The 25,793-nt window shown below is 36.0% G+C and carries 27 protein-coding genes and 1 pseudogene; 21 read left to right on the top strand and 7 right to left on the bottom strand.

All coding sequences use genetic code 11. From position 1 onward, the window contains the following. Window positions 1–264: 264 nt before the first annotated feature. From FS486_RS16400 to FS486_RS16450, 10 genes and pseudogenes are all read left to right on the top strand, one after another. On the top strand, window positions 265–1,209 hold the full coding sequence (locus FS486_RS16400; protein ID WP_144512927.1) for an alpha/beta hydrolase: 945 nt from the start codon (window positions 265–267) through the stop codon (window positions 1,207–1,209). Window positions 1,210–1,354: 145 nt separating this feature from the next. Next, entirely contained in the window at window positions 1,355–1,588 is a 234-nt protein-coding gene (locus FS486_RS16405; protein WP_144512929.1) for a cyclase, read from the top strand. 89 nt (window positions 1,589–1,677) lie between these two features. After that, window positions 1,678–2,193: a site-2 protease family protein gene (locus tag FS486_RS16410; RefSeq protein ID WP_186321490.1), complete on the top strand. Its 516-nt coding sequence runs from the start codon at window positions 1,678–1,680 to the stop codon at window positions 2,191–2,193. A gap of 224 nt (window positions 2,194–2,417) precedes the next feature. Next, window positions 2,418–3,242, top strand: coding sequence for an acyl-CoA thioesterase (locus tag FS486_RS16415; protein WP_144512931.1), 825 nt, complete (start codon window positions 2,418–2,420; stop codon window positions 3,240–3,242). Window positions 3,243–3,525: 283 nt separating this feature from the next. Then, complete coding sequence (locus FS486_RS16420) at window positions 3,526–4,116, top strand: TetR/AcrR family transcriptional regulator (protein ID WP_144512933.1); 591 nt, start codon at window positions 3,526–3,528, stop codon at window positions 4,114–4,116. A gap of 63 nt (window positions 4,117–4,179) precedes the next feature. Further along, window positions 4,180–4,911, top strand: a complete 732-nt coding sequence (locus FS486_RS16425; RefSeq protein ID WP_144512935.1) for a hypothetical protein — start codon at window positions 4,180–4,182, stop codon at window positions 4,909–4,911. Window positions 4,912–5,027: 116 nt separating this feature from the next. Continuing rightward, window positions 5,028–5,975 (top strand): DMT family transporter, encoded by a 948-nt coding sequence (locus tag FS486_RS16430; RefSeq protein WP_144512937.1) that lies wholly within the window; start codon window positions 5,028–5,030, stop codon window positions 5,973–5,975. A gap of 197 nt (window positions 5,976–6,172) precedes the next feature. Continuing rightward, a pseudogene (locus FS486_RS20725) lies at window positions 6,173–6,666 on the top strand (VanZ family protein). A 182-nt stretch (window positions 6,667–6,848) separates the two neighbouring features. After that, window positions 6,849–7,148, top strand: coding sequence for a hypothetical protein (locus tag FS486_RS20235; protein WP_186321494.1), 300 nt, complete (start codon window positions 6,849–6,851; stop codon window positions 7,146–7,148). A 36-nt stretch (window positions 7,149–7,184) separates the two neighbouring features. Continuing rightward, window positions 7,185–7,559: an ABC transporter gene (locus FS486_RS16450; protein ID WP_260858137.1), complete on the top strand. Its 375-nt coding sequence runs from the start codon at window positions 7,185–7,187 to the stop codon at window positions 7,557–7,559. Window positions 7,560–7,746: 187 nt separating this feature from the next. On the opposite strand, the gene FS486_RS16455 is transcribed toward FS486_RS16450, so the two are convergent. Genes FS486_RS16455 through FS486_RS16465 form a run of 3 tightly spaced genes read right to left on the bottom strand, consistent with a single transcriptional unit; the run spans window position 7,747 to window position 10,812 of the window. After that, window positions 7,747–9,297 carry a YndJ family protein gene (locus FS486_RS16455; protein ID WP_186321492.1) on the bottom strand — a complete coding sequence of 517 codons (1,551 nt, stop codon included), beginning with the start codon at window positions 9,295–9,297 and terminating at the stop codon, window positions 7,747–7,749. Continuing rightward, a complete protein-coding gene (locus FS486_RS16460) occupies window positions 9,287–9,898 on the bottom strand; it encodes a DUF4166 domain-containing protein (protein WP_144512945.1) in 612 nt (203 codons plus the stop codon). The genes FS486_RS16455 and FS486_RS16460 overlap by 11 nt, the downstream gene beginning before the upstream one ends. An 11-nt stretch (window positions 9,899–9,909) precedes the next feature. Continuing rightward, on the bottom strand, window positions 9,910–10,812 hold the full coding sequence (locus FS486_RS16465) for a DoxX-like family protein (RefSeq protein WP_144512947.1): 903 nt from the start codon (window positions 10,810–10,812) through the stop codon (window positions 9,910–9,912). Window positions 10,813–10,907: 95 nt separating this feature from the next. Between FS486_RS16465 and FS486_RS16470 the strand changes: the two genes are divergently transcribed. The 5 genes from FS486_RS16470 (at window position 10,908) to FS486_RS16490 (ending at window position 13,940) form a co-directional block, all read left to right on the top strand. Next, a complete protein-coding gene (locus FS486_RS16470) occupies window positions 10,908–11,384 on the top strand; it encodes a GyrI-like domain-containing protein (protein ID WP_144512949.1) in 477 nt (158 codons plus the stop codon). Window positions 11,385–11,409: 25 nt separating this feature from the next. After that, window positions 11,410–11,847, top strand: a complete 438-nt coding sequence (locus tag FS486_RS16475) for a GNAT family N-acetyltransferase (protein ID WP_144512951.1) — start codon at window positions 11,410–11,412, stop codon at window positions 11,845–11,847. Window positions 11,848–11,878: 31 nt separating this feature from the next. Beyond that, window positions 11,879–12,601, top strand: a complete 723-nt coding sequence (locus FS486_RS16480; RefSeq protein WP_144512953.1) for an aminoglycoside adenylyltransferase domain-containing protein — start codon at window positions 11,879–11,881, stop codon at window positions 12,599–12,601. 70 nt (window positions 12,602–12,671) lie between these two features. Further along, window positions 12,672–13,121 (top strand): GNAT family N-acetyltransferase, encoded by a 450-nt coding sequence (locus FS486_RS16485; protein ID WP_144512955.1) that lies wholly within the window; start codon window positions 12,672–12,674, stop codon window positions 13,119–13,121. Window positions 13,122–13,130: 9 nt separating this feature from the next. Further along, window positions 13,131–13,940, top strand: a complete 810-nt coding sequence (locus FS486_RS16490) for a class I SAM-dependent methyltransferase (protein ID WP_144512957.1) — start codon at window positions 13,131–13,133, stop codon at window positions 13,938–13,940. A gap of 94 nt (window positions 13,941–14,034) precedes the next feature. On the opposite strand, the gene FS486_RS16500 is transcribed toward FS486_RS16490, so the two are convergent. The 3 genes from FS486_RS16500 to FS486_RS16510 form a co-directional block, all read right to left on the bottom strand. Beyond that, on the bottom strand, window positions 14,035–14,376 hold the full coding sequence (locus FS486_RS16500) for a HepT-like ribonuclease domain-containing protein (protein ID WP_144512959.1): 342 nt from the start codon (window positions 14,374–14,376) through the stop codon (window positions 14,035–14,037). Then, window positions 14,360–14,665: a nucleotidyltransferase family protein gene (locus tag FS486_RS16505; RefSeq protein ID WP_144512961.1), complete on the bottom strand. Its 306-nt coding sequence runs from the start codon at window positions 14,663–14,665 to the stop codon at window positions 14,360–14,362. Before FS486_RS16505 ends, FS486_RS16500 begins: the two co-directional genes overlap by 17 nt. A gap of 267 nt (window positions 14,666–14,932) precedes the next feature. Continuing rightward, window positions 14,933–15,709, bottom strand: coding sequence for an enoyl-CoA hydratase-related protein (locus tag FS486_RS16510; RefSeq protein WP_144512963.1), 777 nt, complete (start codon window positions 15,707–15,709; stop codon window positions 14,933–14,935). A 273-nt stretch (window positions 15,710–15,982) separates the two neighbouring features. On the opposite strand from FS486_RS16510, the gene FS486_RS16515 reads away from it, so the two are divergent. Together FS486_RS16515 and FS486_RS16520 are read left to right on the top strand one after the other, a co-directional pair. Further along, the gene (locus FS486_RS16515; protein ID WP_186321493.1) at window positions 15,983–17,212 is read left to right on the top strand and encodes an EAL and HDOD domain-containing protein; all 1,230 of its coding nucleotides are present in this window, start codon (window positions 15,983–15,985) and stop codon (window positions 17,210–17,212) included. A gap of 160 nt (window positions 17,213–17,372) precedes the next feature. After that, window positions 17,373–17,738 carry a YhjD family protein gene (locus FS486_RS16520; RefSeq protein WP_144512967.1) on the top strand — a complete coding sequence of 122 codons (366 nt, stop codon included), beginning with the start codon at window positions 17,373–17,375 and terminating at the stop codon, window positions 17,736–17,738. Here the strand turns inward: FS486_RS16520 and FS486_RS16525 are convergent. Continuing rightward, on the bottom strand, window positions 17,735–18,277 hold the full coding sequence (locus FS486_RS16525) for a competence protein ComK (RefSeq protein WP_144512969.1): 543 nt from the start codon (window positions 18,275–18,277) through the stop codon (window positions 17,735–17,737). The genes FS486_RS16520 and FS486_RS16525 overlap by 4 nt on opposite strands. Window positions 18,278–18,455: 178 nt before the next feature. Here FS486_RS16525 and FS486_RS16530 point away from each other — a divergent pair, with 178 nt between their 5' ends. The 4 genes from FS486_RS16530 to FS486_RS16545 all read left to right on the top strand — a co-directional run bounded on the left by FS486_RS16530 (window position 18,456) and on the right by FS486_RS16545 (window position 25,653). Next, the gene (locus FS486_RS16530) at window positions 18,456–18,692 is read left to right on the top strand and encodes an IDEAL domain-containing protein (RefSeq protein WP_144512971.1); all 237 of its coding nucleotides are present in this window, start codon (window positions 18,456–18,458) and stop codon (window positions 18,690–18,692) included. 879 nt (window positions 18,693–19,571) lie between these two features. Next, entirely contained in the window at window positions 19,572–21,554 is a 1,983-nt protein-coding gene (gene uvrB / locus FS486_RS16535; protein ID WP_144512973.1) for an excinuclease ABC subunit UvrB, read from the top strand. 6 nt (window positions 21,555–21,560) lie between these two features. Continuing rightward, complete coding sequence (uvrA, locus tag FS486_RS16540) at window positions 21,561–24,449, top strand: excinuclease ABC subunit UvrA (protein ID WP_144512975.1); 2,889 nt, start codon at window positions 21,561–21,563, stop codon at window positions 24,447–24,449. A gap of 82 nt (window positions 24,450–24,531) precedes the next feature. Beyond that, a complete protein-coding gene (locus tag FS486_RS16545; protein ID WP_144512977.1) occupies window positions 24,532–25,653 on the top strand; it encodes a DUF4097 family beta strand repeat-containing protein in 1,122 nt (373 codons plus the stop codon). Window positions 25,654–25,793: the final 140 nt, after the last annotated feature.

A 25,793-nucleotide genomic window follows, 5' to 3' on the forward strand; every position in this document is an offset into this window, starting at 1 on the left:
CATGGCCATCATTTCGATGGTCTATTTTTTATGTCCACAACATTTAAGTTGACCTCAGGTATGCATGGTGAAATGTTACACTGCGAAAGCAGCAGTTTAGTTAAAGAAGGAGGTATTTTTGAGGTTGTGTTGAATAAGTTAATATATGTATATTATTGAGCAAGAGGGGTATTTTATTTCAAGTCTGAGGTAGCACTTTTATCTTGAATTAAAGAAGCAGTCAATAATACAGTCATATCTCTAGATGATACAAGGAGAGGTTATATGAAGAATGAAAAAGTTATTAAAACCACACTTGGATTCATTGGCTTTCCATTAACATTAGTAAATATATACACTAATAAGAAAAATAAAGTAAACGGATTAGGAAATCTAGTAAAAATAAATGATAGAGTAATTCATACAATTGATTCTGGAAGCGATGATTCAAAATATACAGTAATATTAGATGCTGGATTAAGCTGTTGTTCAATTGACTGGTATTATATCCAACCTAAAGTTTCTGAATTTTCAAAGGTTATTTCATTCGATAGGGCGGGATATGGATGGAGTTCATCGGTGAAAGGAAAATATACAAGTGAAAACGTGGTTGAGGATTTGATAAAAGTGTTAGAAAAATTAAACACAAAACCTCCGTACGTGTTAGTAGGACATTCATTTGGTGGTTTAAATATGCGATTGTTTGCTAGTAAATATCCTAAGTTAGTGGCAGCTTTAATTTTAATAGATTCAGTACACGAAAAAAGATATTTGAGTAGTGAATGGGATGAAGAACGTAAGAACATTCATAAGAAAAACTTGAAGTTATTTAGATTGGGATATATAACTTCAAGCTTAGGTATTCCTAGACTACTAAAGCAACCAGTTGGCAGAAAACGTTTGCCAGAACCTTATCAAAAATATATAAACTATATTGGTTATAACCCAAAAACATTCGAAGCAGTATATAAAGAATTCTTTTATAGTGAAGAATCTGCCTCTCAATTAAGAGACTCAAAACCATTAAATAAAGAACTACCAATAACTGTTTTAAGTTCTAACAATAATGATGCTTCGTGGGTAAAACATCAAAATATTCTTTCTAATTTAACAAATAATACGATTCAAATTAAGACTGACGATGGTCATTCAATTCATTTGGAAAATCCAGAAATTGTAATAGATACAATAAAAGAAGTTATTAACAAACTAGATAAAAACAAGTCCTGATAAAACCAACGGAAGCTTTACTTCAAGAAGAAGTGTGGCACTTTTATTATTAAACTAAAACGATAGTTTAGCTCAGGAGGTTGTTTCATTTCATTAGAATATGTAGAAGATGAACAACCCAAAACTAACATAAGGTGGATAAAAAATGGATAGAAGAGTTCAATTCGACTTTGAAATAGATTTTACTAATGGTGGAGGAATACAAGGGCAGGAATTTCGTCTTGATATTGATGGAATTGACATTTCTGACGAAGAGTTGGCGAAGTATATCGTAGAAGATATGAGATTGTTAATGGTTGGTGAAGTCAGGATACTTAACAAAATAATAATTAATGAAAAACATAAACGACGACCAACTGATGAGAATTCTAAGCAATAACCCCAAGAAAATATTTGAACTTTTTATTTATTGCTAGCGTAGTAAAAAGGTACCATTACTACTTACTCATAGAGAAAGGAGGGGACGTTTTGCTGAATATTCTTGAAGTGGTTGTAGTATTACTCGTTATTACTTTGGCTTTTTTTATCCATGAAATGGGACATGCAATTACAGTAGTTTTACGAAATAAGAAAGCAAAGGCAGAGATATATCTTGGTTCATTCAGTAAAGAGAAAAAACTGAAGCTAAGTCTTGGAAGAATTACATGTTATCTAACCATAGCCTTTTCAGGTATATGTAATGTTTCGAATCCCGAAGAATTACCACCATCTACAAATAAACAAAATCTTATTTTTTCGGCAGGTGGACCGATCGCCTCATTGCTTGGCTTTGTAACACTATATTTCATCTCCTATTTAATTTCAGGTGTGTTAGGCATAATAATTAACAGAGTTGCAGTTATGAGTTTAATAGTATTTTTTACTTCCGCAATTCCCTTTATATATCCTTCATTCCTAAGACATGTAGGAGGTTTACAAAATGATGGTTTAAAAATCCTTAATATACTTAAAGAAATTAGAAAACAGCAAAAAGTAGTCTCGTAAAAAGAACTTCTCTTAATATACATACTGGAACATCCTTTTTAATTTCAACTGTCTTAATCACTTAACTTAAAAATATGGGAGATCGAGATGGTTAGTGACTAGTAGGTGAGTAAACACTTTGTGTCTACATTGCCTGTTTTTTGAAAGAGAACTAAAAAGATAATAAAGTAATATGATAATGCTTTTGGGGGAGTATTCTGCTTAAAAACAAGGGGGACTCTATTATGAAATTTAATGAACAAAATCACCCATTTGATACAGCCACACAGTTGACTGAGGAATCTGGGATTTACTACGGTCACACATCAGAAAGGTACGCTAATATGGTTGGCCCATTTGGCGGTGTCATTGCGGCTACTCTTCTTAGAGCTGTAATGGAGCATCCGGAACGAAAAGGAGAGCCAGTGGCCTTAACTATTAACTATGCAGCGCCAGTTTCAGACGGAAATTTCAACATCAAGGCTACACCGGCTAGAACGAATCGCTCCACACAGCATTGGTTCATTGAACTCTGTCAAGATAAGGACATTATTATCACGGGTACTGCAGTTTTTGTAAGTAGGCGCAAAAAGTGGTCTTCAACAGAAATGACGTTTCCGCATGTACCAACTGCCGAAGAAGTTAAGAGTTTTCCGTCAGTAGGGATGCCTCCTTGGGTACATAACTACGACATGAAAATTGTACAAGGGGCTCCACTCGCCTTATCGCAACCAAATACAAAAGATACGACCGATTCTGTCACACTCCAATGGATTCAAGATGAACCACGAAGACCGATTGATTTCTTATCACTTACGGCAATGTGCGATGCGTTTTTCCCGCGTATTTACGTGCGGCGTAAACAGATGGTACCTATTGGCACTGTTTCACTCACTATTTATTACCATATCGATTCGGATGAACTTACAGAGCATGGAAATAAAGAAGTGTTAGGCCATGCTCGTGCGCTTCAATATCGCGATGGCTTCTTCGACCAGACAGCGGAAATGTGGAGTCCAGAAGGAAAATTGCTAGCTACAACCAGCCAGCTTGTCTATTACAAAGAGTAAAGTTGCAATCTTCATCTTACGATCAGTTTTTTTAGTATTGCTCATAGATATAGTGAAGAAATGCTCTTAAACTATAGGTTTTCATCGAACTTTTTTATAAAACTCCACAACAAAATCACGCCCACCCATTTTGTGCAATTTTTTCAAAATGGGTGGGTTTATTTATTTAAAATGTATAAAATCCGTTTTTAATTTAAACCAATCACACTTGACTGAATATAGTTCAGTCGATTATGATTGAATCAGATTCAGTCAAATTAAATAATCCATTAGGAGATGGCTTATGAAAAGAATATCAAAAGAACCTGATGCAAGACGACAAGAGCTAATGGATATTGGCTTTGAACTTTATATGAAAAATGGTATGGGAGGATTTAGCATAAAGGATGTAGTTAATCGTGCGGACGTAGCAACGGGCTTATTTTATTATTACTTCAAATCTAAGGAAGAGTTTGTTGATGAAATTTTGAATAATTTTATTGTGAAAAACGTGGAAGAAATCCATCAAGTACTTTCATCAAATGAACTTTCTGTAATGAAAAAGATGCAAGAATCTCTAGGGATATTTTGGGCATTTGCTGAAAAACTAGCACCATATAAAAATGTGAGTTCATTTCAGACGGGACAACACTTTCAGCTTGAGCAGAAAGTATTCGTGCAATTACAACCACTAATAGAACAGGTAATTGAAGAAGGGAAAAGAACAGGGATTTTCCAGATTGAGAACCCAACTTTAGCTTCTGGATTTATTTTATACGGTCTTAGTAGCATTGCCCATTCGGAGAAAGTAGAGTTGAATCTTGATACTAAGAAAGAGATGGTTAATTTGGTATTAACCACACTACGATACGATCAAAAAACAGAAGATATATAAAATAGCAATGTGGAAATTTAATGACTGTTGGAAAACCCTAATTAAGAATACAGGAGAATTGATATGAAAGTTTATATTAACGGAAACAATATTTCAAAAGAACAACTTACAAAATGGAAAAAAGAACGTATTCAAAAAGTTTTGAGTACATTAGGACATAGAGAACCTGAAGTAAATGATATAGACTCCATGATAAAAAAGTTAACGGAACTAAAGTTGAGATATTCTTACAACGAAATGTACGATAAATTGAAATCTAGACTTAGAATAAGTGGAATAATGATGCGTGTCGGCGCGGCTTTGTCTGGAGAGAGACGAAAGTTTTCTAAAACAAATATCTATTTAGATGGAATTACAGCAAAAGAAGCTATAAAGGGAATTGATCGTTTTATGCTAAAGCAATCGCACGAAAATGATCAAGTAAATTTATCAGCTTGTCCTGATCATTATGTCTTAAGACCTTTTGGAGAAAACGAGCTGGAGGTCATTGAAACGACTGGTAATTCGCCGTTTCCTGTTCAATTTTTCATTGTCTTTGATGACGAAACTGGATTAAAAACACCTAGAGACAACTCTTATAAGTATCAATCGGTAGGTGTTGCCCGTATGAAAGACGGTACGAGTATAGGAGGAGTTCGACATCAATTCAAAGATACCGATAATGGGATAGAAGTAAGCCTTGTTGTTGAGTTCCCGGCACTTTGTCCTACTAGCATTGTTAAATCGCATCAAATGCACTTAGCATGTGAGTTTTCTTATTGGCTACAGTGGATAAAGGACCAAAAGCATAAGTAAGAAAGAGCATCCTTATTTATTCATTCATTACATTGGACAATGGCTTTGATTTAAACAATGCCGTCGTATTCATTTTTTTATTAGTTACAGATTCGATAAAGTGAAGGTGGATTTCTATGTTTGCAATACTTTTAGCTATAAGTATCGGAGCCGTTTTTGCTGTGCAAACAGCCATTAATGCCCAATTAAGAAAGTTTGTGATTTCCCCTTTTTTAGCTTCAATGATTTCATTCGTTGTTGGAGTAGTATTCTTATTTCTCACAATAATAATTAGTGGTTCACCATTGGGTATTCCATTAGACTTATTCCTTACTCAACCTATTTATATATGGCTGGGAGGCATTTGTGGTGCGATTGCTTTAACTACTAATATACTTTTGTTTCCTAAATTGGGAAGTGTGCAAACATCAATTATACCAATATTGGGAATGACTCTGATGAGTATGATAATAGATAATTACGGTTGGTTTAACTCAATACATTATTCTTTCGGATTGAGCAGAATCGTGGGTGTATTTTTAGTATTAGTAGGGGTTTTTTTGGCTGTTGCCATACAAGGCATGAAAACTAAATCTCATACTGATCCTTCTCAAACAGCTCAGAAAAACTTATTAAATCTATGGTTTTGGCGTGTAGTAGGAATGATGGCAGGGATGCTAATGGCTATACAAATTGCTATAAATGGCCAGTTAGGAAAAGTCCTTCAATCTTCCACACACGCTGCTCTTATTTCATTTTTTGTAGGTGCTATTACCTTAATAATGATTGTTGGGGTAATGGATCGTTCTTACACAAATATTAAAGAGCCAATTAAGCAGGCAGCTCCTTGGTGGATATGGCTTGGGGGTGTATTAGGTGGTTCTTACGTTCTCATAAATATATATTTGGTTGATCAAATTGGAAATGGACAAACTGTAATCCTTACTTTATTTGGACAAATCGCCGGTAGTTTGATGGTAGAACAATTCGGACTGTTTAACTCTTTAAAAAACCGGATTAAACCAATTCAAATATTTGGTTTAATTGTTATTATAGCAGGTGTCTTTTTAATTAGATTATTTTAACATCGTTATTCTAAATAGATAGGTACTTCAATAAATCGAATGAATTAAATAATACAATGCTAAACTTACATTTTTTTAACTCTTCCTATACTAGTAGTTTGTTTCTTTCTTACTTTGGTATGTAGGGGTTAGTTCAATAATTTAATCGGTAAATTCAAACCATAAGAGATGGATAAAAATTGCGGAGGTTTTCAAAGGTGTTTAGAAATGTTTGTAAAGTTCTATTTATTATATACATATTACTAGTGCTTAATTTTATAGTGATTAAGTTCAATGGAAGTATATCACATCTTATCCATACCATACAATCGAATATGGAACGTAGGGCTCAAGGAGAATCAGGTGCAAACTTAGTTCCTTTTAGAACAATCAAAGCTTATATAAATAATATAGGCTTTGGTGTAGCTTTTATAAATATTCTAGGGAATATCATTCCTTTTATACCTATGGGATTCCTAATACCCGCGGCTTTTCCTTCTCAAAGAAATATAATTAAAACGATGATTTTTTGTTGATACTCAGCATAGAGATTATTCAATTAATTTCTTTGTCAGGTTATTTTGATGTGGATGACATTATTCTAAACCTACTAAGTTGTTTTATAGGATTTATGCTATTTATGGGTACAAGAATGCTTTTTAGAAAGTCTCTAAAAAGAGATGAACCTCTTGTAGGGCATTTGTCGAGGTAGCAAATTGGATTTTTACTCTCATCACTCTTCAACTCCCATGAATCTACGATTTAGAGAAAAAGGCAATACGACGCAGATCTTTTGTAACCTTTAGTCTTCAAAATCGTATCAGTAGTAATTGGATTTTCATTTTGGAAAGATTTATTCAATCCTATGTAAGGAATTCACGAAGGAGGGGAAATATGGTAGGTGAAATCGTCTTAGCAGTAATTTTTATGATTCCACTTTATGCATTCTTTATTTGGACCTATAATTGCCCTGAAGAAAGTTTTCTATTTGGACGACGTTGGAAGTACCAAGAGGAATCCGAGATTTCTCCATATGTTGTCCGATATATGAAATTTGTATCAATTGTCGCTATGATTAGTACCCCAATCGTTATTTTTAGCTTCTTCTTAAAACAGTCTTTTTTTGGTCTTGCCTTAATGGCATTTATGCTTGTCATTATTGTTGGTGCGGTTCTTATATTTAGTAAATCTTAAATAAAACGCTTATATATAATGAACGCACGAGGTTAGTTGAATCTAATTTTGGACGTGATTAAAACAGATAATAGATTACTGGAAATTTATGAAGAATGGCAAGATAAATTAGAAAAGGACGAGTGGTATTTCAGTAATTCTTTTGAATCAGTTACTAAGGGAATGACTTCTGAAGAAGCATTTAACTATTTACCAAAAGTCATAGAGATGTTATTTAAGTTAGACGAAGACTATTTGATATGGGAAACCCTTTACTTTTTAATTGAACTGTATAGTATTGCAGATACCACTCAAATACACCCATTTCTTGAAAGTAATTGGTCTGAGTTAACAAATCATATTAAGAAATTTAAAGATTCTTATTCTACTCCATTTAAAGTGCTTAAAAATCATCTTAGAATAACGAATTGAGATTATTCCTTTTTCCACTGACTGGCCAGGCTAGCCTTATTAAGCTAACGGATGCTTTAGCAAAAAACAGACGGCAAAAAAGAGCCTAGAGATACTTTTCTCGGCTCATTTTTTATGTGCATTTTTACTTTAATTTTACAAAATGTTAGACCATGTAACATTAAAATTAGTTATATTTTTTCCTGATTTATTTTAAAGAAATAACATAATGGATCGTTAAAAAGCGTAAGGAGAATATTCGCATCTGATGCTCGGCGTGAAGATGGCTTTCCTTTATTTCTTCTATTAAAAATTGCTCTTGCAACGGCAATTTGAATATGAATTTACGAACTGCTATATAAATCCCGGTTTCCGATTCAGCAGTTCCGTTACTTGTTAAAAGAAGCTTTTCTCTGTGCCGTTGTAACTCTAGAATTCCAATCATCGAGGACCAGGGCAGTGGCAGGGCAATGTTCATATACGTTTTATTATTTGTTTGATGAAAGGAGTAGAGGGCAACAAAAATAACCTCTTTGTCAATTTTACGTATCCATGCTCTTGTTTTTTCGCGTCCGTCTTCTATCGCTACAATATCTCCTGTCATTTCCATTTGTTTATTGGAAAAAGGAAGATTGAGTTGCTGGACTTTTTTACTGACCACTCGATAGGCAGCGGCAAATGGCTTAAACCACGAGTGCCAGTGTACCTCTGAAAATAATCTGTACTGAATCGTGTTTTCATAAAAATGGACGATAGTGGATGGTAGTTTTTCTTTTTCCACATACATCCCCATATCATCTACGAGTCCTTTATAAGTTGTGGTGCCCAAACTTTTTGTTAAAACTTGTTCCCCAATTATACCTTTTCCTCTCAGTTGACTAATCGGAAATCGCAAGTCTCTTTCATTCGATGATGGTGTATATAAAGCCCAGCCGATCACTCCGCATAAAGCGAATAATACGCAATTAAAGAATCCGTGAAAACGTAACATAAAGTCGATACCTACATGGGAGAATCTTACTGCATACAATAACGAAAAAATTATCGTAATACCTAAAGCTCCAAACGATAGCCGAATCAAGTATTTCTGTATGGTATTCCTAAACGGTGCTTTAAAAACTAATAGGATCAACCCATAAATCCCAAAAATATAGAAAAGTACAGAAACGACTTCCAACCAAGGAAAGAAAGTTATACCGATTGCTACGATTATCGGAGAAATGAAGATAGTTGCACAGACATATTTGTATAAGGTGGATTTATATAAACGACCGAGAAAACCAACAAAAATAGGCAATAAAAAAGAAGAATAATGAAAATGGATTGCCGTTAGCCAAGTAATTAAAGGCGAGAATCCAGTATCAATTTGTGCGGTATATGCGAAAAACCACATACCACCTATAAATAAATACATCATTCCCACATCAATCGCAAATTCTTCTAAATGTGTAAAGCCCCGACCTAGAAATCGCCCAAAGCCATATAAAGCAACAACAAATGTGAAAAGTAGATAAATCGTTGCCAATAGTATATCGAATTTAGTATTGGTCGTCGTTTGTAGGATGGAGACAGCTAAAAAAGCCGGAATGGCAAAATAATAATACAGTCTATTTTCTTTTTTTAAGATTAATTGTAACGTAAGGGGCACAAATAAAAGCTGCGCTACTGTTAACATTAAAAAATACCATGGGTCGTTATTAAAAAACATAACCGTTAGACTTAAAATAATATGAAGTAACACAATCTTCTTAAAGGTCATCCGCTTTAAATTCTCCCTCATATTCAAATAAAGTACCGATTAAAGGATTCTTAATGAGAACATGTATAAAAAAAACATCCTTTTCTTCTATATAATATTCCGTTACTTGGACAATCCCTTGGAAAATTCTCAGTAAAGGAATTTCAATTGGTCCCATAACAAAACGCTGCTTACGGGACTCAATTCGCATATGTCCTTTATCTGAAACAAAGAATACTAATTCAGAATAAAATAGACTCGGCTCTCCTAGGTAATCCTTTACGACATGATTGTTATAATCCAAGCTCATCAGCGCATTAAAATATCTCTTTTTTTCGGGGAAATAAAAAATTCTTTCCCAATGTACTTGTTTCTCTCCATTCGGCCCAGTTTGGCTTGTATTAGTAATGCTGAATGGAACATGCTCTCCTGATTCAGGGAATAAAAACTTCCAACGAGTTCCTAGGAAAAATAAGGGGAGCAGCCATTTAGGTCCTACGCTTATTTTCTTCATCATCCCTTTTGCTTTAAAGGGTTTTCCCTCGGAGAGTGTATATCGCTGTTGGAGCATTGGTTGAAGCTGATAAAATTGTTTCCCCATGATCTGCTTATAAATGGACATACGAAATCTCCTTACCTCTTCCGTTTGCAGCTTCTTGCGGAAGGAATATCTTTACTCGTGAAAAATCCAATAATGGTAAGTACAAATAAAGCGACATTGAATGTTATTGGATTGAATGGATGACCAAGGGATGCTGGTTCTGCAAGTGCAGCAGAAATAGTCAATAAAGGTAAAAGAATCATCTGTAAACCTAATAATCTTCTTTTATTTTTATATAATAACCAAACTAATCCAAAAACCATTTCGGCTATGCCAATCCACGACACGATATTGGAAGCTTGGCTTGTCGTCATGGAAAATAGATTTTTCGTCATTGCAATTTCTGCAGGATGCATCATAACTAATTTAGGTATTAAACCTTGATACACCCATATGAAGAAAAATAGAATGGTGATCAGCCAATAGCTGAAAAAACGTGTGTATTGGGAAGATGGTGACTCCCCTTTTTCTAGCCATCTCTTTAGTACATCAAAGCTTAGGGCAGTCGCCCAACCGATGAGAGGTCTGAAAACAAGGAAATCAAAAAAGCGACCAATGGCTCCAAAGTTAGTTTTATAATCGTATTGTGTTAGGAATTTAATAGAATCTGGTTCATTTTTATATTTCCAGTATCCTTTTCCCTCTTGAATGATAGACATTACTTGGTCTGTTCCAAAATGTAAGGAAGAGGTTCTGGAACCATCCTCCGCGTGGAAAGTACCAATACTTTTTCCCCATCCGGCAATGCTCAAACCAAACCCTATATTCGTTTTATATTCAAAATGCTGCGGTTCATTTTCTTGTTTCGGTAAATAGGTGATAGACGAAAAACGGAGATCCCATTGTTCATGCTGCTCTGGTCTTTGTGTGGCATCCCATAACTTCTCCATTTCTGCACCGATAGATAGCTCCACATAAATTGGCTTACGCTTCATTCGAAACACCTCATGTTAAGCTTATCACAAGAGGAAGGGTTTTTGGCTAGTAGTGAAGAATAGACTAAGAGCACAAGGATTAAGGAGGGATCGTCTTGTCTGAGCGTTTTTTTCAGCTGAAAGAGGTCAAAGAACTAGGAGAAATAAAGTTAGTTGGGTTTCGAGTGTTATGTCCAGGAGATGAATATGTAAACGAAATACCAAAAGCATCTATAGAATTACAAAAACGGCTGCATGAAATTCAACAGGTCATCAATCCTTCTCTTCAAATAGGAGCATTTGTCGTGGATAACTCCACTGAAGAAGAGGATGGATATTGGATTTGTGTAGAAGTAAAAGAGTATGTAGATATTCCAGAAGGTATGGTCGAGCTAACTGTTCCTCCCCAGAAATATGGAGCTCTTAAACATACGGGATCTAATAATATGATTAGGAATTCGTATAATAGCTTACATGAGTGGATAGAAGAAAAAGGCTTAAAAAGATTGAAGGATAAATGGCATTTAGAAATGTATTCTAGTTGGGAAGATCCTAATAATGTGGATGTATTGCTACTAGATACGGTTGAATAAAATACGGCTACGGAGGTTATGATCCATGAATATTCATCAAGCAACTATAAACGACCTTGATTCCCTAACGGAGCTTTTCGACTTATATAGGCAATTTTATAAACAAGCATCAGATCTGGAAGGTGCCAAGAAATTTGTAGAAGAAAGGTTCATTAAAAAGGAATCCGTAGTTTTTATCGCCTACGATGGGGGAGAAGCCATTGGGTTCACGCAATTATTTCCATCCTTTTCATCGGTGAGCATGCAAAAATCATGGGTGCTAAATGATTTATACGTGAAAGAAACAGCTCGTAGGAAAGGGGTTGCTGAACAATTAATAAAAAAAGCAATCGGTCTTGCGGAAAAAACGAATGCAAAAGGAATCTTACTAGAGACAGGAAACGAAAACGTAAATGCTCAAAAACTTTATGAAAAGATTGGTTTTATAAATGACTCCAATTATTATTACTATTACTCTCTATAATGCTAGAGATACAAAAAGGAGAGATTAACTCATGGTATATAATTGGGAAAATTCTTCCGCAGAAGTCAACATGTTTGTTCACCATCTTCTAGATAGTACAAAGGATATTTTAGATGATAAGTTAATCGGTTTTTATATACATGGTTCATTAGCTATGGGTGGATTTAATCCAAGCAAGAGTGATATAGATATACTAGTTGTCACTACAGATTCCCTATCTATGGAAATAAAAAAACGGTTGCTAAAGCTGTTTCTAGAATGTTCAAATAATCCGTTCCCTGCAGAAGTCACGTTTTTAAATGAAGGACAACTGAAAGAGTGGAAGTACCCTACACCATTTGATTTTCATTATAGTGAACATTGGAGAAAAAAGTATGAAGAGGGAGCGGCTTTTGTGAGCGATATGCCAAAAGAAGACCCTGATTTAGCCGCACATATTACTATAGTAAATCATCGAGGGATTTGTTTATGGGGAAGGTCAATTGACAAGGTTTTCCCCGCTGTTCCGAAATCCCATTATCTTGCTTCTATTCTATTTGATTATGAAGATTGTCTGAAAAATATCGAGCTAAATCCCGTTTACTGTACGTTAAATTTGGTTCGGGTTTATTGTTATTTAAAAGAAGAAAAAATTACCTCCAAACAAGAAGCTGGCAAATGGGGACTAAGCCATCTCCCACAAGCTTTTCACTCGACTCGACCATACAACAAGTTGTCACAGCTTATGCAAGCAAGGAGCAGAATCCTATTATAGATACGAAACAATTGTTAACGATAAGGGATTATTTGAAAAGAAAAGTGGAAGATTTGCTGGAGGTGAAAGCTTGAGCGAATTGGAAATAAAACAAATAGAAAACTTATTAGCAATCGATTTTGCCCATTTAGTAAAAGAAAGTAAAGAAGACGGCTTTCGTTTTCTAGACAGGCTTGTCGATGAGTATAGGGACGGTATAAATACTTTTCATAAACCAGGAGAAACTTTATATGGTGTCTATAATATAGAAGGACTACTTGTGGCCATTGGAGGACTTAATATAAATCCTTTTACGGAAAATCAGAAAATAGGTCGGTTAAGAAGGGTCTACGTCGCTTCTGCTTATCGAAGAAAAGGAGTGGAAGCGCTTTTATTAAATGAGATTATCTCTAATGCCAGACGACATTTTGATGTATTAGTGTTATATACAGATACTGAAAGTGCGGATAGTTTTTACACTTCGTTGGGGTTTAGCAAAGAGGCGAAATATAAAAAGTCTACTCATTATTTATATTTATAGGAGGGCAAGATGGACCAAAAAACAATTAGTCGTGTGAACCGATCAGGGTGGGATCAATCCGCTTATCAAGCTTGGACAAATCGACATGGGTCACCAAAAGAATATGCTAAAAAGTTAGTTGAGAATCCTACGAATGCTATAGAACACTATTTGAAGTTCATAGGAGAGGTAAAAGATAAAAAAATCGCCAATTTTTTAGGATCCAAAGGAAATAAGGCGGTATCTTTTGCTTTGTTAGGAGCAGAAGTGACGGTCGTCGATATTTCGCAAGACAACAAAAAATATGCGATGGAATTGGCAAACGAAGCAAACGTGGATATACAATACATAGTTTCAGATATTTTAGAAGTTCCAGTGGAGGAGAGCTTAACCGACTTTGATGTTGTCCTTTTAGAATTGGGAGTATTACATTATTTTGTTGATCTACACCCACTATTTAAAGTTGTTTATGATTCACTGAAGCCAGGGAGACAATTCATTTTAAGAGATTACCATCCTGTTCTTTCAAAGCTACTGAATGTAGAAGGAAATGAAATGAGTGCTAGTGGCAATTATTTTAGCAAAGAAGTAGTGGAAGAAGATGTGGCTTATCATTTTTTACTATCGGAGGAAGAACGGGCCACTTTGAAGAAGGTGAATATTCGAAGATGGACATTAGGTGAAATTGTTACAGCTATTTCGAATGCAGGATTCCATATTACTTATCTGGAGGAAGAGGCAGGAGTTAGGTGGGCATTTCCTGTAAATTCACCTGGAGGAATGGAAAATAAAATACCAGGATTATATACGTTAGTAGCTAAGAAAAAGAAAGAGGGATGAGTTCTTGCTTCATCCCCTCATTTTCATTATATAAAAACCACTCCATGCGAATACAATGGACGCAATATAAAAGATGCTGCCAATCGTTAGAAAGTTAATCAATTTCTTTTAAAAGTTGCTCTACTTGTTGCCTAAGTGTAGGGATTTTGTTTTGTACTACATCCCAAACAATCCGATAATTAATGGAAAAATAACCATGAATCATCATATCTCTCATTCCAGCCATTTTTCTCCACTCAACTTGAGGATTCATTTTTCGGATTTCTAATGGAATGTTTTTGGTCGCTTCTCCGATAACCAAAATGTTCTTAATGACCGCGTCGGAAACTAAATCATTATCTAAAAAATCGCCATAGGATACTCCTCTAATAAATTTCTCCACTTTAACTGCAGCGGATAAAATATCTTCTAAAAAAACTCTAGGCTCCCTCTGCATATATTGCACCCCTTAAAATACTCGTTTTTAAAGCGGGTTTAATATCATCTAATATGACTAAATCTACCGGCTTCTGAAAATGATCCTCAAGGTTGAATTTTAGATCCATGTAATTATCAAAAGACAAGTCCGTATCATTAAATTCTACTATCACATCAATGTCGCTGGATTCTTTTTGCTCTTCGCGGCTGTACGAACCGAACAAGCCAATTCGCTTAACACCATATTTCTTTTTCCATATATTAAAGTTTTTTGACAATTCATCAAGGATTTCTTGTTGAGATAACATATCATCACCGCCATTACACTATATTGGTTATTTGTTTTCATTATAACATTACTCTTTAAATTTATTCTCTGAAGCAAAGAAAAACCAAAAAACGTGATTGCAACTCAACTTAATTTTTATAAAACATATAATTCTTATGTATCTTGTTTAGAGACCATTCTTATCAAACTTTATTTTAAATCAACGACCAGCGTTATATACGTTAATTGCTAAGAAAGAGGGATGAGCTTTTAGCTTCATCCCTTCAAGAGACAGTCCCTTTTCTATTTATCTTCCTTTAAACACTGGTTTTCTTTTTTCGCTAAATGCCTGTAAAGCTTCCACGCGATCTTCTGTTGGAATGGTTATTTCATAAGCTTTACGTTCAATATTTAAGCCAGTATTTAAATCTGCGTTCATCCCGTGTTTGATGGCAAACTTAGCTTGCTGTAAGGCAATCGGTCCATTCGCGAGCATAAGCGCCGCAAAGTTCTCTGTTTCTTCCTTCAACGTTTCACGAGACGTGACCTTCGTTACTAGTCCGTAAGCTAAAGCCTCTTCTGCTTTTAGTCTTTTAGCAGTTAAGATTAACTCCATTGCTTTTGCTTCTCCAATAAGTCTTGGTAGACGTTGTGTGCCGCCAGCTCCTGGAATAATTGCTAGACTTGTTTCGGTTAATCCAAGTTGTATGTCTTCTGCTGCGATTCGGAAATCACATGCAAGGGCAAGTTCTGTTCCGCCCCCGAAGGCATATCCATTTATCATGGCAATGGTTGGCTGTGGTAAGTTTTCAATAGCCGAAAAAACCTCGCCAATTTTATAAATATTACGTTTTACTTGTTGATCGGTTAATGTTTTTCTTTCTTTTAAGTCTGCCCCAACACTAAAAGATTTTTCGCCAGATCCTGTGAAAATAACGATTCGAATATCTGGATTAATACGAATGGATTCTGCGATGTCGCCAAGCTCGCGCAACATCTCGTAGTTAAATGCATTTAGCGCATCTGCTCGATTTAATATGACATATGCTAGATTTCCATGTTGTTCATAACGAATTGCTCCCATTTTTTCTCCCCCTACATGTAGTAATATTCCCCATACAAAACATAACATTTTACTAGTAGTCTGTCATCTATCGTTCTTATTAATTACCTCGCTTACTTTTACTGTCTTTTAGAGCAAGAAAAAGTGTAAGATGAAGCAGAGTATATGCGCAATTATGTCTTTAGACACGTCTTTTAACGTATAATCTGCAGAAATATGTTAAATTTGATCGATTTTATTTTTCCAATTTGGTACAATTATGTTATTGAAAATTTAAGGATTTGGGGTATTCACTTGGATATATTTGTTGCGAGACAACCAATATTCGGTAAAAATGAACAGATTTTTGCATATGAATTATTGTATAGAAATAGTCAGCAAAACTCTATGCCAACCATAGATGGTGATGCTGCTACGTTAGATGTATTGACGCATTCTTTTTTAACAATAGGCATTAATGAACTAGCAGGTGAGAAATTATGTTTTATTAATTTTACGGAAAACTTATTGGAAAAAGAAGTAGTTTCTAAATTTCCAGCAGATCGAATTGTTGTCGAAATTTTAGAGGATATTCCTATTACAGCATCATTGCTTCAGAAATTACGAGAGATTAAGAGACTTGGTTTTTTAATTGCCTTAGATGATTTTGTTCTGCAAGAAAACGTTACTCTATATAGTGAGTTATTTTCTTTAGTTAACTTTATTAAAGTGGATTTCCTCTCCAGTACATTGGCAGAACGACAAGCAATCGAACGAATTGTTAAAGCAAATTATCCTAATATTGTATTGTTGGCGGAAAAAGTGGAGACACGAGAACAGTTTTACGAAGCAAGAGCTGTCGGTTATGAGCTTTTCCAAGGATACTTTTTTGCTAAACCGGAAATTATTAAAGGAACAGAAATACCAGCCAATTTAGCTCAGTATTTTCGAATTATTAGTTTGCTACGGGATGAAACTGTTTCAGTTGAGGAGATTTCCTATGAAATCGAGCGAGATGTTTCTCTTTCCTTTAAAGTATTAAAGATGATTAATTCACCTGCTGTTCGTACAAAATCTAAGGTTCGTTCGATAAAACAGGGCGTTTTAATGCTTGGATTAGAGGAATTGAGTCATTGGTTATATGTGTTATTGCTAAGAGAGTCGAAAACGAATCATCTTGGAGATGGAATTGCCCTAATTGAAGCATCCTTATTTCGAGCGAAGCTTTGTGAGTTGCTCGCAAGACGAAAGTTTTTACAAAATGCCTCCGAGTACTTTTTAATAGGAATGTTTTCTTTAATAGATACCTTATTGCATCGACCGATGATTCACTTACTACAAGATTTACCACTTTCAGATGAAGTTGCGGCAACACTTTCTGGAAGCAAGACCGAAATGTCTCCTTTTTTAGAGCTTACTATCGCTTGTGATGAAGTTCGGTGGGATGACATGAATTCTAAAGCAGCCGAACTTACTATTGATCATGAAACGTTAAACGGGCTGTACCTAGAAGCCCGTCGTTGGGCAACTGAAATACTAGACTAACTACCATTTCTTTTGAAGTGGTAGTTTTTTTTTGCCCACTTAAAGAAGGTTTGTATAAATTAACAGTATTGGATTCAATATATTGTTTCTAACTTATTGCTTTTTCTTTAAAAAGTTGTACAATAAATAGAACAGATGTTCTTGAAAAGGAGAATGCGATATGCCGTTAATATCGGAAGAGGCCATCCCGTATTTAGAAAACATGATTTATCTCCCAATGGTATTAACTATTTTAGAGAAGGATCGAATGATATTTGAACAGAGCCCTTTTAAATTAAAACGGCCATATATAGCTATGGTAGAAGGGGCAGCAAAGCAGGTTCAGAAAGAATTGAAAAAGACCCATATTTATATGAAAAGACATACGATGAAAGTTCTTCGCGGAGAAGGAGATGATATGTTCACTGAATATGTATTTTTTCATGGTGGCTATGAAGAACACCGTCGTTATTTAAATGTCCGACTCCGCAATCGCGTGGAAGAACTACTCACGATGTATTTGGCCCTTGCAGAAAATTTACATTAACCGAATAGGTTTTTTTGAAATAGGGGGTTGCGGGCCGTAATGAAACCATTATTTACAAGATGACTCATTCTTTTTAGAAAGTGCATATTTAAAATGTTTGCAAATCCAACTTGTCGACTAATGGTATTGGAAGATGAAGGTACATGTATCTTTTGACCATTCGATAATACAATTATGCAGCCATGATCGGTAGGATAAAATGATGATATAGCTCCAAGTGAAAACCATATATTTAAATCTGATTTGGGAGAGAGAATTGGGATTAAAATACATGGATTCCCAAAATCATGTGCAATAAGAATAGGTAGCTTTAGATAATTTCCAATGGTTTCTTTCGATATTTTAGAGGCTTGTTGAAAAGAAGAACCGTAATAAGAACAAGAATAACGGACAATATCGAAAGGTTTTTTCCCTATGACTGTCGTTTCTCCAGAAAAGTTAATAACCTTTGTGAATACTTTGTTATTTACGACAATTGGTTGAAGTACAGCGGTATCAAATGAAACGAGGAAAGATTTTTCATCTACTTTATCAAACATATATATTCACTCCTTAGTAAGTTATATCTCAATTATAGTTAAATTTGGAAATATAGCAAGTAAATATAACGAACTTTCAAAATGTTTATTATTAACTATAAAATCGTAATTTTCTTAAAATGATTGCAACTCATCTCCAGCTTTTATATAATGGAAAAAAGGCATCGGGGTGATGGAGATGGACAAACAATATTCATATGCGGATTTTTTAAAGGCAATGAGTCAAACAGGGAAAGAAAGTTCTGCAGAAAAATTGTTGAATGAAATTTATCTTGATATGTTTTTGAACATTATCCACCGGGAACAGAGCAGTAAACGATTATTGGCTTTAATAGATGAAGCACTAGATCAAAAAGATGAAAAGGCGTTTATTCAGTATACGGATGCATTACAACAGTTAACCAATTCAAAATGATGAACGAAAAGCCGCTTATGCAGAGCGGCTTTTCTTTATTTCGTGGGAAGGTACGCCGCTTTTATATGAAGCGCAGTATAGGGATAGTGCGTTTTAGTGCAGTGCGTTTGACTAGCGACCGCTATGATTTTCTCAGCAGTCGGACGCTTTCCGCCGGGTGAGCGATGAGCCATTCCCGCCGCTTGCGCGTTCGTTGGAATGTCTCATTTGCCCACTCATCCGGCAGGAGTCGCCGCCAGCAGAGAAAATCAAAGAAAATTGCTTCCACTCCGAGCAAAGAATGTTGTTATGCGAGCATAACGAGTCAGCGTCCAAGCATAAAGTTCCGTCCATTCATAATGTTGCGCAATATTGAATGGAACATCCTATACATGTAAATTAAGCGGAGACCTAAAGTAAAGTGCATGGCAATCAGTGTCCGCTAGCCTTTGAGTAGAGAATTGGTTGCGCTCGTTGCCAATTTGGTTGCTTTCAAGCTCAAACTGGTTGCGTTGCCAATTGAATTGGTTGCTTTCACGAGCTATTTGGTCTCTCTTAGCCATTTCCTAACTTTTAGTGGAAAATAAATACAGACAAAAACGTATATTTGGATGGATTGGAGCTGAAGGACGGCGACTCCAGTGGGATCAAGTGAGTCAAATGAGACTTCACAACGAACGCCAAAGCGGGCGGTGAAGGCTCATCACTCACCCCACGGAAAGCGTCCGTCCTGCAGCGGAAATCCAAGTGGACACTTCCTTAAGACACAATATCTCTATAGTGTCCAAAAGCTTGTCTAACCTAACCTTTTAAAAAACTAAAAAACATACGTTCGTTTTATTAGTGTTCAAAAAAAGAGTATGGTAAACTGAAATTATTCAGAAAGTGGGAGGCTTATGTATGGAACAAATTTTCGATTTGCAAGCTCCGTATGAGCCAGCAGGAGATCAAATAGAAGCAATAAAAGAATTAGTGGAAGGTGTAAAAGAGGGGAAAAAACATCAAACATTACTTGGTGCAACAGGTACCGGAAAAACATTTACCATATCGAATGTTATTCAGCAAACAAATAAACCGACACTTGTGATGGCGCATAATAAAACACTGGCAGGACAGCTGTACAGTGAGTTTAAGGAATTCTTTCCGAATAACGCTGTTGAATATTTTGTGAGTTATTATGATTATTTCCAGCCAGAAGCGTATGTCCCTCAAACAGATACGTATATTGAAAAGGATTCGAGTATAAACGAGGAAATCGATAAGCTTCGTCACTCGGCAACATCTGCATTATTTGAAAGAAAAGATGTCATCATTATCGCATCTGTTTCTTGTATATATGGTCTCGGGAATCCAGAAGAATACAGAGAAATGGTCGTTTCTCTTCGAACAGGAATGGAAATTGAGCGAAATCAGCTATTACGTAAATTAGTAGATATTCAATATGAACGAAACGATATTAATTTTACACGAGGTACTTTCCGTGTCCGTGGAGATGTTGTAGAGATTTTCCCTGCATCCCGCGACGAAAGATGTCTTCGAGTAGAATTTTTTGGTGATGAAATCGATCGCATACGAGAAGTGGATGCGCTCACAGGGGAAATTATAGCGGAACGTGAACATGTAGCAATTTTCCCTGCATCCCACTTCGTTACACGTGAGGAAAAGATGAAAATTGCCATTGAAAATATTGAAAAAGAACTAGAGGAACAACTGAAATTATTACGTAGTGAGGATAAATTATTAGAAGCACAGAGGTTAGAGCAACGTACTCGCTACGATTTGGAAATGATGGTAGAGATGGGCTTCTGTTCAGGTATTGAAAACTATTCACGTCATTTAACGCTTCGAGAGGCGGGGGCAACACCTTATACATTGCTAGATTATTTTCCAAAGGACTTTTTGTTAGTAGTCGATGAGAGCCATGTTTCATTACCCCAAGTTAGAGGAATGTTTAATGGTGACCAAGCAAGGAAATCAGTATTAGTAAATCACGGTTTTCGATTACCATCAGCTCTTGATAACAGACCACTTACTTTTGGTGAATTTGAAAATCATGTCAGCCAGGCAATCTACGTCTCAGCGACACCTGGTCCTTATGAGCTAGAGCATACCCCAGAGATGGTAGAACAAATTATCCGACCTACCGGTTTACTTGACCCAGTCATTACATTGAAGCCGATTGAAGGGCAAATTGATGATTTGATCAATGAAATATATGAACGCACAGCCAAAAATGAGCGGGTGCTTATTACGACATTAACGAAGAAAATGTCCGAGGATTTGACGGATTATTTAAAAGAGATTGGCATTAAAGTGCAATACTTGCATTCTGAAGTAAAAACATTGGAACGGATAGAAATTATTCGTGACCTTCGTTTAGGGGTATATGATGTACTTATAGGGATCAACTTGTTAAGAGAGGGACTCGATTTACCAGAAGTATCGCTTGTTGCTATTTTAGATGCCGATAAGGAAGGGTTTTTACGCTCTGAGCGATCGTTGATACAAACAATCGGCCGTGCAGCAAGAAACTCAAATGGTGAAGTAATTATGTACGCAGATAAAATAACCGATTCGATGCGTAAGGCGATGGACGAAACCAAACGCCGTCGTACAATCCAAATGGAGTATAACGAAAAGCATGGAATTACTCCAAAAACAATTGAAAAGAAAATCCGAGAAGTTATTCGTGCGTCACAAGTGGCGGAAGAAGAGGCTAGCTATGCGCAACAGTTAACAAGCGGAAAACCTTTAACGAAAGAGGAAAAAGGTGCGCTACTATTAAATCTTGAAAAAGAAATGAAAGATGCTGCGAAAGCACTTAATTTTGAACGAGCTGCAGAATTACGAGATGCAATTCTGGAATTGAAGTTGGAGGGGTGAAACCTATTGAAAAATCAAGAAATTATTATACAAGGTGCTCGAGCACATAATTTAAAAAATGTGAGTTTAAAAATCCCAAGAGATCAGTTAGTTGTAATGACGGGATTGTCGGGCTCAGGAAAATCTTCTCTGGCATTTGACACAATCTATGCAGAGGGACAACGACGATATGTAGAATCATTATCGGCATATGCGAGACAATTTTTGGGGCAAATGGATAAACCGGATGTCGATGTGATTGAAGGTTTATCTCCGGCTATTTCCATAGATCAAAAGACAACAAGCAAAAACCCTCGATCTACTGTAGCAACCGTTACGGAAATTTATGATTATTTACGTTTGTTATTTGCACGTGTCGGAAAACCGATATGTCCTACACATGGAATTGAAATTTCCTCTCAAACGATTGAGCAGATGGTCGATCGTTTGAGCGAATACCCGGAAAGAACTAAGATGCAAGTGCTTGCACCAATTGTCTCTGGGCGTAAAGGAACGCATGTTAAATTGCTTGAAGATATGAAAAAGCAAGGGTTTGTACGTATTCGAATAGATGGTGAAATTATCGATTTAGACGATGATATTAATTTAGATAAAAATAAAAAACATAATATAGAAGTTGTAATAGATCGAATTGTGATGAAAGACGGCGTTGCGCCAAGGCTGAGTGACTCACTGGAATCCGCTTTGCGACTTGCAGATGGGCGTGTTTTAATCGATGTGATGGAGCACGAAGAAATTTTGTTCAGCGAACATCACGCTTGCCCGATTTGTGGATTTTCGATTGGCGAGTTGGAGCCACGCATGTTCTCCTTCAACAGTCCATTTGGGGCTTGTCCTGATTGTGATGGATTAGGATCGAAATTAGAAGTAGATCCAGAACTAGTTGTACCTGATAAAAGTTTAACATTAGAAGAAGGTGCAATTGTTGCATGGCAACCAACAAGCTCACAATACTATCCAAAGCTATTAGAAGCTATATGCAAACATTACAAGATTAAAATGAATGTACCAGTTGAAAAATTGCCGATCGATCAATGGAATAAAATTATGCATGGGTCTGGGGGCGATAAAATCCGCTTCCGGTATGAAAATGAATTTGGACAAGTACGTGACAGCATGATCCAATTCGAAGGTGTATTAGCCAATATTGAACGTCGATATAAAGATACATCCTCAGACTATATTCGCGAACAAATGGAAAAATATATGGGGCAACATGATTGTCCATCTTGCAAAGGATATCGCTTAAAAAAAGAAACACTTGCCGTAAAAATAGATTCCTTGCATATTGGTCAAATAACGCAATTTTCTATTGAGGAAGCAAATAAATTTTTTAGTCAGTTAACCTTATCGGAAAAAGATATGCAAATTGCACGATTAGTATTAAGGGAGATTGATGAACGACTTGGTTTTTTAGAAAACGTCGGACTAGATTATTTAACATTGAACCGTGCATCGGGAACATTGTCAGGTGGAGAAGCACAACGTATTCGTTTGGCAACACAAATAGGGTCAAGGCTTACGGGTGTGTTATATATTCTAGATGAACCATCCATTGGTTTACATCAACGTGATAATGATCGTTTAATAGACACGCTTAAAAACATGCGGGATATTGGGAACACGTTGATTGTTGTGGAGCATGATGAAGATACGATGATGGCTGCCGATTATTTAATCGATGTCGGACCTGGTGCTGGTATTCGTGGTGGAGAAATTGTAGCTGCTGGTACACCCGAGCAAGTGATGAAAAATAAAAACTCACTTACAGGTCAATACTTAAGTGGAAAGAAATTCATTCCAATACCGACAGAAAGAAGAAAGCCGGACGAACGATATATAAAAATTAAAGGTGCATCTGAAAATAACTTAAAAAACGTCAATGTAGATATTCCTTTAGGGGTTTTTACAGCAGTAACTGGTGTATCGGGTTCAGGTAAAAGTACATTAGTAAATGAAGTTCTCTATAAATCACTTGCATCCAAGTTAAATAGAGCCAAAGCAAAACCAGGGGCAAACAAAAGTGTCGAAGGGATCGAACAGTTGGAAAAAGTCATTGATATCGATCAGTCACCAATAGGTCGGACACCAAGATCTAACCCAGCGACATATACTGGTGTGTTTGATGACATAAGAGACTTATATGCATCAACAAATGAAGCGAAAGTAAGAGGATATAAAAAAGGAAGATTTAGTTTTAACGTTAAAGGCGGACGCTGTGAAGCTTGCCGTGGGGATGGGATTATCAAAATTGAAATGCATTTTTTACCTGATGTATATGTACCTTGCGAAGTATGCCATGGAAAACGGTATAATCGAGAAACATTAGAAGTACAATACAAAGGGAAAAATATAGCAGAAGTTTTAAATATGACAGTAGAAGATGGATTAGCATTTTTTGAGAACCATCCGAAAATCAGTCGCAAACTCCAAACAATTGTGGATGTCGGGCTTGGTTATATGGAGTTAGGTCAACCGGCAACTACACTCTCGGGAGGCGAGGCGCAGCGTGTCAAACTAGCTTCCGAATTGCACAAACGATCAAACGGTAAGTCATTTTATATTTTAGACGAACCGACAACAGGCTTACATGTAGATGATATTGCTCGTTTACTTGTAGTGCTACAGCGTTTGGTTGACAACGGTGATTCTGTTCTTGTTATTGAGCATAATCTAGATGTTATAAAAACAGCTGATTATATGATTGACTTAGGGCCAGAAGGTGGAGACAAAGGTGGAACAATTGTTGGCGTTGGAACTCCGGAAAAAATTGCAGAGACAAAAGGTTCTTATACGGGTAAGTATTTAAAGCCGATTCTGGAACGTGATCGAAAAAGAATGGATGAAGTTGTTTCGAAAGCATCTACTAAGAAAAAACCAACTGTAAAATCATAAATGAAACTTTTTTAAAATTTAATCGTATTTAGTAGTGTAAGTAATTTGATTTATAGTTTAAATTATGAGGAGGCCTTTCACTATGCAAGAAGAACGTAAACGTATTTTAGATATGGTTGAAAACGGCACGATTACTGCACAAGAAGCATTGTCACTTTTAGAGGAACTTGGCAAACAAACAACACCCGTTTTTTCGTTAGAAAAGGAAGAGTCCAAACGAGAACAAACTCATTCCCAAAGCAAGCAACCGAACACTGACTTTATTGACGATTTAAAGCGCGATTTCACTGTCATGGGTGAACGTTTTATGCAATTTATGCAAGGTACTGTTGATAAGATGAAAGAGTTCGATTTCGAAATGCCATTTGGTGAACCAGTTGTTTTTGAGGAAAGATTGGTAAGGGAAGCAACAGAATTTGATGATATTTCCATCAATATAGCGAATGGTAAAATTGAAATTCAACCGACAGAAGAAACTTATGCGCATGCTACAGTTCGAGTGAAATCTTTTAAGAATTCAACAGAAGAAGAAGCGAAAGCTCGTTTTGCAAATGAATTTATTTTCACGACAGAAGGAAATAAATTACGCGTATACAGTGATATGAAAACTACTTCCGTTCAAGTAGTCTTACATGTACCGAAAAAAACGTATAATCATATTTCGGCACGTCTGTTTAATGGCGAATTCACAGCTAACAATATTGCAGCAAGCTCGTTTAAAGTAAAAACAACAAATGGTAAAGTGACGCTAGATACATTGTCATTTACTAGAGCAGATATAGAAACTGTAAATGGATCCGTACAGGTGCAACATGTAGAAGGGGATTCTATTGAAGTAGAAACTATGAATGGCCGTATTTATGTAGATGGTAAGTTAAAAGAAATTGAAGGCTCGTCTGTTAGTGGACATGTCATTTTAACAACAAAAGATAAAGATGCACGAAAAATAGAAGGAACAGCTGTTGCAGGTACGGTCGAATTGTATGTACCAAAAGACGTTTCTCTAAAAGGGGAAGCTACTACTCAAATAGGAAAAATTGATGTGCAACTTTCGGATGTTACACAGCTTAATCAGTCTGAACAATTATTAAATAAAAAAGTAGGATTCACTAAAATAGCAGATTCCGAAGCAGAACCGCTAAGAGTATACGGGGATGCGAAAACAGGATCTGTGCTCGTACGATATACAGTAGACAGTGAATAAATAAGAAAAACTGAGAAGGAGCATTATGCTCCTCTCAGTTTTTTTTTTGCCCAAAATGAGATTCAAAAGTTAAATGAATACAAAAATATTGAATAATCATGCTAAAATAAGAACTATGTGCAGGAAGAAGCATGAAAGGA

It is taken from the genome of Bacillus sp. FJAT-22090 (genome assembly GCF_007676755.1).
Taxonomy (GTDB): Bacteria; Bacillota; Bacilli; order Bacillales_A; family Planococcaceae; genus Psychrobacillus.

Excerpts from the sequence above, each read along its gene's own strand:
- FS486_RS16400 (WP_144512927.1), top strand. The coding sequence starts at position 265 with ATGAAGAATGAAAAAGTTATTAAAACCACACTTGGATTCATTGGCTTT.
- FS486_RS16405 (WP_144512929.1), top strand. The coding sequence starts at position 1,355 with ATGGATAGAAGAGTTCAATTCGACTTTGAAATAGATTTTACTAATGGT.
- FS486_RS16415 (WP_144512931.1), top strand. The coding sequence starts at position 2,418 with ATGAAATTTAATGAACAAAATCACCCATTTGATACAGCCACACAGTTG.
- FS486_RS16420 (WP_144512933.1), top strand. The coding sequence starts at position 3,526 with ATGAAAAGAATATCAAAAGAACCTGATGCAAGACGACAAGAGCTAATG.
- FS486_RS16425 (WP_144512935.1), top strand. The coding sequence starts at position 4,180 with ATGAAAGTTTATATTAACGGAAACAATATTTCAAAAGAACAACTTACA.
- FS486_RS16430 (WP_144512937.1), top strand. The coding sequence starts at position 5,028 with ATGTTTGCAATACTTTTAGCTATAAGTATCGGAGCCGTTTTTGCTGTG.
- FS486_RS20235 (WP_186321494.1), top strand. The coding sequence starts at position 6,849 with ATGGTAGGTGAAATCGTCTTAGCAGTAATTTTTATGATTCCACTTTAT.
- FS486_RS16455 (WP_186321492.1), bottom strand. The coding sequence starts at position 9,297 with ATGACCTTTAAGAAGATTGTGTTACTTCATATTATTTTAAGTCTAACG.
- FS486_RS16460 (WP_144512945.1), bottom strand. The coding sequence starts at position 9,898 with ATGTCCATTTATAAGCAGATCATGGGGAAACAATTTTATCAGCTTCAA.
- FS486_RS16465 (WP_144512947.1), bottom strand. The coding sequence starts at position 10,812 with ATGAAGCGTAAGCCAATTTATGTGGAGCTATCTATCGGTGCAGAAATG.
- FS486_RS16475 (WP_144512951.1), top strand. The coding sequence starts at position 11,410 with ATGAATATTCATCAAGCAACTATAAACGACCTTGATTCCCTAACGGAG.
- FS486_RS16480 (WP_144512953.1), top strand. The coding sequence starts at position 11,879 with ATGGTATATAATTGGGAAAATTCTTCCGCAGAAGTCAACATGTTTGTT.
- FS486_RS16490 (WP_144512957.1), top strand. The coding sequence starts at position 13,131 with ATGGACCAAAAAACAATTAGTCGTGTGAACCGATCAGGGTGGGATCAA.
- FS486_RS16500 (WP_144512959.1), bottom strand. The coding sequence starts at position 14,376 with ATGCAGAGGGAGCCTAGAGTTTTTTTAGAAGATATTTTATCCGCTGCA.
- FS486_RS16505 (WP_144512961.1), bottom strand. The coding sequence starts at position 14,665 with ATGTTATCTCAACAAGAAATCCTTGATGAATTGTCAAAAAACTTTAAT.
- FS486_RS16510 (WP_144512963.1), bottom strand. The coding sequence starts at position 15,709 with ATGGGAGCAATTCGTTATGAACAACATGGAAATCTAGCATATGTCATA.
- FS486_RS16520 (WP_144512967.1), top strand. The coding sequence starts at position 17,373 with ATGCCGTTAATATCGGAAGAGGCCATCCCGTATTTAGAAAACATGATT.
- FS486_RS16525 (WP_144512969.1), bottom strand. The coding sequence starts at position 18,277 with ATGTTTGATAAAGTAGATGAAAAATCTTTCCTCGTTTCATTTGATACC.
- FS486_RS16530 (WP_144512971.1), top strand. The coding sequence starts at position 18,456 with ATGGACAAACAATATTCATATGCGGATTTTTTAAAGGCAATGAGTCAA.
- uvrB (WP_144512973.1), top strand. The coding sequence starts at position 19,572 with ATGGAACAAATTTTCGATTTGCAAGCTCCGTATGAGCCAGCAGGAGAT.
- FS486_RS16545 (WP_144512977.1), top strand. The coding sequence starts at position 24,532 with ATGCAAGAAGAACGTAAACGTATTTTAGATATGGTTGAAAACGGCACG.